This window comes from Mesorhizobium sp. M1A.F.Ca.IN.020.04.1.1 (genome assembly GCF_003997315.1).
Lineage (GTDB): Bacteria > Pseudomonadota > Alphaproteobacteria > Rhizobiales > Rhizobiaceae > Mesorhizobium.
Genome location: NZ_RZSN01000072.1, coordinates 20,650 through 27,146 on the forward strand (window position 1 = coordinate 20,650; position 6,497 = coordinate 27,146).

9 protein-coding genes are annotated in these 6,497 nt (G+C 64.6%); 2 read left to right on the forward strand and 7 right to left on the reverse strand.

Annotated features, from left to right (window positions below):
- Positions 1–31 precede the first annotated feature (31 nt).
- On the forward strand, positions 32–1,417 hold the full coding sequence (locus EOA49_RS16295; RefSeq protein WP_127240428.1) for an FAD-binding oxidoreductase: 1,386 nt from the start codon (positions 32–34) through the stop codon (positions 1,415–1,417).
- Positions 1,418–1,524: 107 nt separating this feature from the next.
- On the forward strand, positions 1,525–1,881 hold the full coding sequence (locus tag EOA49_RS16300; protein WP_067326033.1) for a cupin domain-containing protein: 357 nt from the start codon (positions 1,525–1,527) through the stop codon (positions 1,879–1,881).
- 34 nt (positions 1,882–1,915) lie between these two features.
- On the opposite strand, the gene EOA49_RS16305 is transcribed toward EOA49_RS16300, so the two are convergent.
- From EOA49_RS16305 to EOA49_RS16335, 7 genes are all read right to left on the reverse strand, one after another.
- Positions 1,916–3,559, reverse strand: coding sequence for an MFS transporter (locus EOA49_RS16305; protein WP_127240429.1), 1,644 nt, complete (start codon positions 3,557–3,559; stop codon positions 1,916–1,918).
- A gap of 199 nt (positions 3,560–3,758) precedes the next feature.
- A complete protein-coding gene (gene fliQ, locus EOA49_RS16310) occupies positions 3,759–4,025 on the reverse strand; it encodes a flagellar biosynthesis protein FliQ (protein ID WP_027165133.1) in 267 nt (88 codons plus the stop codon).
- Between the two features lie 21 nt (positions 4,026–4,046).
- A complete protein-coding gene (gene flgD / locus EOA49_RS16315; protein ID WP_127241484.1) occupies positions 4,047–4,457 on the reverse strand; it encodes a flagellar hook assembly protein FlgD in 411 nt (136 codons plus the stop codon).
- A gap of 2 nt (positions 4,458–4,459) precedes the next feature.
- The gene (gene flbT, locus EOA49_RS16320) at positions 4,460–4,897 is read right to left on the reverse strand and encodes a flagellar biosynthesis repressor FlbT (protein WP_127216042.1); all 438 of its coding nucleotides are present in this window, start codon (positions 4,895–4,897) and stop codon (positions 4,460–4,462) included.
- Positions 4,894–5,241, reverse strand: a complete 348-nt coding sequence (gene flaF / locus EOA49_RS16325; protein ID WP_067002429.1) for a flagellar biosynthesis regulator FlaF — start codon at positions 5,239–5,241, stop codon at positions 4,894–4,896. The genes flbT and flaF overlap by 4 nt, the downstream gene beginning before the upstream one ends.
- Positions 5,242–5,272: 31 nt before the next feature.
- Entirely contained in the window at positions 5,273–6,322 is a 1,050-nt protein-coding gene (locus EOA49_RS16330) for a flagellar hook-associated family protein (protein WP_095800446.1), read from the reverse strand.
- 3 nt (positions 6,323–6,325) lie between these two features.
- A partial coding sequence (locus EOA49_RS16335) for a flagellar basal body rod C-terminal domain-containing protein (RefSeq protein WP_281058455.1) occupies positions 6,326–6,497 on the reverse strand: 172 nt, incomplete at its 5' end.

A 6,497-nucleotide genomic window follows, 5' to 3' on the forward strand; every position in this document is an offset into this window, starting at 1 on the left:
TCCCTCTCTCCGGTCTCCTGGAAGCCATCCCATGCAAGTCAAGCGCAACGGCGACATCTCGTTCTGGTATGCGGATCTGGGCGCGGTCCCAAGCCCGCGTCCGCCCTTGCCCGGCGACATCGAAGCCGATGTTGCGATCGTCGGCGCCGGCTACACCGGGCTCTGGACCGCCTATTATCTGAAGAAGGCGAAGCCCTCGCTTCGCATAATCTTGCTCGAACGCGAATTCGCCGGCTTCGGTGCCTCGGGGCGCAATGGCGGCTGGCTTTCGGGCGGCTTCGGCTGGTCGCGCGAAAAATATCTGAAGACCTCGACCCGGCAAGCTGTCAGCGCCATGCAGGCAGCGATGGCGGGCTGTGTCGACGAGGTGATCCGGGTGGCGACGGCCGAAGACATCGACGCCGACATCCGCCGTGCCGACAATTTGACGGTCGCCACCAATGCCGCACAGCTCCAACGTGTGCGCGAGGCGTGCGAGACGATCCGCTCCTGGGACGCCGACCCCGAGCGCATCGAATTGCTCGACGCTGCAGCCACACGCGCGCGCATCAATATCGCGAATGTCATGGGCAGCTTCGTCATCCACGGCCAGGCGCGGGTGCAGCCGGCCAAGCTGGTGCGCGGGCTGGCGGAAGCGGTCGAGCGGCTCGGCGTGCCGATCTACGAAAAGACGACCGTGACGTCGATCGCCAAGGGCAGGGTGGCCACCGACCGCGGCACGGTGCGGGCGGAAACGATAATTCGCGCGACGGAGGGGTTCACGGCCGGCATTCCCGGGGAAGAGCGGACATGGCTGGCGCTGAACAGCGCGCAGATCGTCACCGAGCCGCTGCCACAAGAACTCTGGCGCGAGATCGGCTGGGAGGGGCATGAGCTGCTCGGCAATGCGGCGCACGCCTATTGCTACGCCCAGCGTACGCGCGAGGGCCGTATCACCATGGGCGGACGCGGCGTGCCCTACCGCTATGGCTCGCGCACCGACGTCAACGGTCGGACGCAGCAGGCGACGATCGACCAGCTGCACACGATGCTGACGACGCTGTTGCCGCAGACGGCCGGGTGCCGCATCGACCACGCCTGGTGCGGCGTGCTCGGCGTGCCGCGCGACTGGTGCACGACGGTCGGCCTCGACCCCAGGACGCGCATCGGCTGGGCCGGCGGTTATGTCGGGCTGGGCGTGTCGAGCTCAAACCTCTCGGGGCGCACGCTTGCCGATCTGATCCTCGGCCAGGACACGGAGCTTACGCGCCTGCCGTGGGTCAACCGCAAGGTCAGACCCTGGGAGCCGGAACCGTTCCGCTGGCTCGGCGTCCACTCGATGTACCAGCTCTACCGCATCGCCGACCAACGCGAGGCCGCCGGGCTCAATGTCACCTCGAAATTGGCCGCTCTGGCCGACAGCATCACAGGCCACTGAGGCGGTTCGGCGTTCGCCGAACCGCTCTAACTCTTTGTTTTCGCGCAATTCCGGACGGAAAACCATTGCACACTTTCCTGGAATTGCTTTTGACACTGGAGCCTATCTTGATCGACCTTTCGACCTTCCGCGACCTCGCCACGGCCGATATCGGCGCCTTTTCACCCAAGCCGACCTCGATCGAAGGCGATCAGGTCGAAGCGGTGCGCTCGTTCTTTCAATCGCCGGACGGGACCGTCGATATCGGCATCTGGGAATGTACGCCCGGCCGCTTCACCGCCGACCGCTCGGGTTCATCCGAGATCTGCCACATCATTTCCGGTCGCGTGGAAGTGAGCCGTGCCGACGGCGAGATGCGTGAGCTGGGGCCTGGCGATCTGCTCGTCCTGCCGAAGGGCTGGAAGGGCGAGTGGCTGATTCATGAGACGACGCGCAAGCTATATATGATCCACAGCGCTGGCTGATCGGAACTAGATATTCCGGGCCACAAGACGCGGGTTAGTGATCGATCGGCCCCTTGGGTGAGACCAGCGCCGTGCCGGCGGTGGTCGGGCGTTCGATCATGCGGCGCACACGCGGCGGGTTCTCGCCGCTGTGCAGCGCGCGGATGCGCTCGCCGACAACGGCGTCGGCATGGGTGGCACGCCGGTTGTGGCGGATATACTCGACCCAGGTCGGCGTGTGGTAGTGCTCGATCCAGATGCCCGGATTTTCGAGATCGCGGGCGAGCGTCCAGTTGCGGGCGCCGTCGCGGCGGCGGATGCGGCCACGCTCGGCCATGGTTGCGAGGAATTCCGGCACGTCCTCCTCGCGAATGATGTATTCGATCATGATGGCGATCGGGCCGCTGCGCGGCTTCAAATCGAGCGCCAGCATCGGCTCCTTGAACCGGTTGAGCGGATCCAGGTTGAGAGCGGTGTGCTGCGGCAGCGGCAGGATCAGGCCGATGGCGCCGCCGACGAGCATGGTGATAGCGGCAACCATCAATGCAGTTTCCGCGCCATGGGCGTCGGCGACGACGCCCCAGATCCAGCTGCCCAGCGCAATGCCGCCGAAGGTTGCTGTCTGGTAGATCGACAACACGCGCCCGACCACCCAGCGCGGCGTCGACATCTGCACCGTGACGTTGAAATGCGAGAGCGCGATCACCCAGCAGGCACCGCCAATGAGCAGGCCCGCCGACGTCTGCCAGGCATTGTCGCTGACGGCGGCGTTGAAGGCGCAAAGCGCGAAACCGGCGAAGGCGGCGCGTACCATCGTTTCGCTGGAGAGCAATTGTCTGAGCCTGACGCTGATCAGCGCACCGCCGACCGCACCGATACCGAAGGCGCCGAGCATGATGCCGTAGGTCAGCGCGTCGCCCTTGACGACATCGCGCGCCACCAGCGGCAGCAGCGCCAGCACCGCGCCGGCGCTGAAGCCGAAGGCGAAGCCTCTCGCCAGCACCTTGCCGATGTTCGGCGACATGGCGACATAGCGCAGGCCGGCTCCCATCGCGGCGCCGAGCGATTCCCGCGGCAGGGTCGGCGCGGGCACTTCCGGCTTCCAGCGGAAAAGCACGACGATCAGGCCGATATAGCTGATGGCGTTGGCGGCGAAGGCCGCCGCCGCCCCCGCGGCGGCGACGATGATGCCGCCGATCGCCGGGCCGACACTGCGCGTGATGTTGAAGCCCATCGAGTTGAGCGCGATCGCCGCCGGCACCTTGGCGCGCGGCACCATGTCGCCAACCGACGCCTGCCAGGACGGGCTGTTCAGCGCCGTGCCGCTGTCGATCAGGAAGGTGAAGGCAAGCAGCGTCCACGGCGTCATCCAGCCGAACCAGGTGAATACGGTGAGCAGTGCCGAAACCACCAGCATGAAGCTCTGCGCCACCAGCATGACCTTGCGGCGGTTGAAGCTGTCGGCAATGGCACCGGCAACAAGCGCGAACAGCATGATCGGCAAGGTGGTCGAGGCCTGCACCAGCGCCACTTGGTAGGATGAGGTGGCGATCGTCGTCATCATCCAGGCGGCGCCCACGCCCTGGATTAAGCCGCCGAAATTCGACACAAGGCTCGCCGACCAGACGGCACGGAAGATGCCGTGCCGGAACGGCGCCAGCGCCGAGACGCGTTCGCTTTCCGGCTCGTCGTCGATCATGGTCGCTGTCCCGCCTTCATCTTGCTGTCTTGCGCTCGCGCGGCGCCATCATCGCGCCGGCGACTCGCCAAAGCATCCCGGTCCAACAACACAGGAAGGCAAAGGCGAAAATGCGTCGGCGAAGCTTTAGGCCAAGCATCTTGCCGGTGTGGACCAAACTTTTGCCGGTCCGCGCGGGCGGGATGCCCGCAGCCCCAGGTCAGAAGCCGTGCTCGATGCGTTCGAAGATGACGTTGGTGAAGGCCGAGATCTGGCTGCCGATGAACGGGCCGGTCAGCGCCACGACCAGCATGATGGCGACGATCTTGGGCACGAAAGTGAGGGTGATTTCCTGAATCTGCGTCAGCGCCTGGATAAGCGCGATGCCGATACCGACGGCCATAGCCACGAGCACCACCGGCGCGGAGGCGGTAAGCACCGTCCACACCGCATATTGCACGATATCGAGGGCGTCGGCCTCGTTCATGGGCAGACCCTATGCGAAACTCTAGGCGGCCGGCTTGATCGATACGCCTGCGCCGACAGGGACCTCGGTGCCGTCCTGCAGCACCGCGATCAGGCCGCTGCTGGCGAGCTTCACCGAAGCCACGGTCCCGGTTGTCTTGCCGTCGGCGGAGGTGATCGAACGGCCGATCAGCGCGTCCGCCTGCGACAGCGCCGAGGATTGCATGATCTGGTCGAGCTTGCTGTTGGTCTGCACCGATTGCTCGACCTGCGAGAAGGTCGCGAGCTGGGCGACATATTCCGTCGAATCCATCGGCTTGGTCGGATCCTGGTTCTTCATTTCGGCGATCAGAAGTTTCAGGAACGACTGGTAGTCGACCGCTGTCTTCGAGGTCTGCTGACTGCTGGCCTGGGTGGCGCCAACCGGGATCGTCGTTGTCATGTCCACGGGCATCTTTATGCTCCCACAGCCAGCGCGCGCGGCGCTTCCGGAATGTCGTCATTGCCGCCAAGCGCTTGGCGCTCGAGCGGATAGAGCGCGCGGATCGCCTTCAGCGCCTCGTAGATATGATCCTCGCCGACCATGCGGTCGATCTGCTTCAGCGCGCTGCAGATTTCCTGATTGTCGAAGCTTGCGATCAGCATCGGCAGCGAGCGGCGGAACATGTCGCGGGCCTCGGAGGCTCCCGGCGGGTTTATCAGCATGATCTGCACGATGAAATAGAGCTGCCTGAGCGGCGTCGAGGCCTGCTCGGCTTGGATGACGTGGCTTTCGAGCAGGAACTGAACGTCGTTCATCAGCTCGATCGTGACCTTGCGGTCGACCCGGACGACGGCGCCGTTGATGTAGATCTTCTCGTTCGGCTTCAGCGAGATCTTCAGCGTGTTGCTCATTGGATGCCGTCTCGGATGATCTGGGAGACCTCGATCAATCCTTCGAAATTGTTGGTGCGGCCCTGCCGGATGTCTTCCGTTTCGCGCAGCAGCCACAGGCCGATCGAGATCAGATTGGCGCGCAGTTCCTTGGGCAGCGCATTGTCGCTGGAGCCGAGATCCTCGACGAAGGTGGTCCAGATGCGGTTGGTGAAGTGCAGCGCCTCGACCGCCTCAATCGACTCCGGCCCAACGGAAGCTGCCGTGGACAACATGTCGATCGATCGGGTGAGCAACTGCCGCTCCCGGTCCTTGGCGTCGGCGACGGAGTCGGTCTGGATGTCGGCGTAGGAGAATTGATACATCGTCGGAGCTCTGGCGTTCCGGTGAGAGTGTTCAGGTGAGATAGTTCAACAGGCTCAGTTGCTGCAGTCGCGCGGTCAATGCGAAGGACGTTTCTATATGCTGCGTCAGGTCGGCCACGCGGGTGGCGGCCTCCGAGGGATCGACGCCTTCGAGGTCGATGATGTGCTTCTCGAACAGATCGACCTGGGTCTTCATGCGATCGCTGGCGTCGGACACGCGCTTCTGGGTGAGGCCGGCTTCGGACTGCACCTGGACGATGCCGCCGATGGCCTCGCCGACCAGCTTTTGCGCGCGGCTGACGATCGTATTCTGCCCGGCCTCGCTGATGTTGCCGGCAAAGAGCGTGCCGACCATGGCGGCCGCCATGGCGAGCTTGCGGATGCCTTGCTCGTTGGCGCTGACCGACGTCTGCGTGGTCTCGTTCAATGAAATGCGGCTGGTGATCTGGTCGTCGGTGGCGTTCGACCAGTTGGCCTGCCATCCGGAGCCCAGGAACTGCGGCTCGACCGCGGTGGTGATGAAGTCGTCCATCTGGGCGGCGGTGATGTTGGCGGCCGCGGGGTCGTTCTGGGTGAAGCCGAAATAGCTGGTGAAGGCGGCGTCGAACGCCGCCTTGGCGGGCGAGCCGGCGGCGCTGAAATCGTCGATCGGCTTGACGTCGGTGTTGGTCCCGGCAAACAGGTATTCGCCGTTGACGCTGGTGTTCAGGATGCCCGTCATCTGCTGCAGCGCCGTGGCGCCGGCGGTCTGGGTGATGCTGGTCGAGGAGTCGCCCGATACGGCGCTGGTCAGCGCCGTCAGCAGATCCTGCGCGACATCGGAGAGCTGACCCAGCGAATCCTGTGTCGAAGTCAGACGCGCGGCGACCAGCGAGTTCGAATCGACGATGCCGTTCAACCGGTCGAGATCGCGCTGGAAGGTGACGGCCTGTGTCGTGCGCCCGCCGAGCGCCAGGCCGACATCCGCTACCTTGCCGGTCTGGGATTCCGTGGTCGCCTTGACGAGATCGGCCTGCATGCGCATCTGCTGATAGCGCAGGGCGTTGGAGATGGCGGCTGAGGAGACGGCTGTCGCTTTCATCGATTATCCCACCGCGCCCAACAAGGCGTCCAGCATGTCGTCGACGGTCTTCATCATGCGCGCCGACGCCTGATAGGTATGCTCGAGGTCGAGAAGCCGGGACATTTCCTGGTCGACATTGACGCCGGTATCGTTCGACAGCGCTTCGGCGCGCATGATGAAGACCGTCGACGAC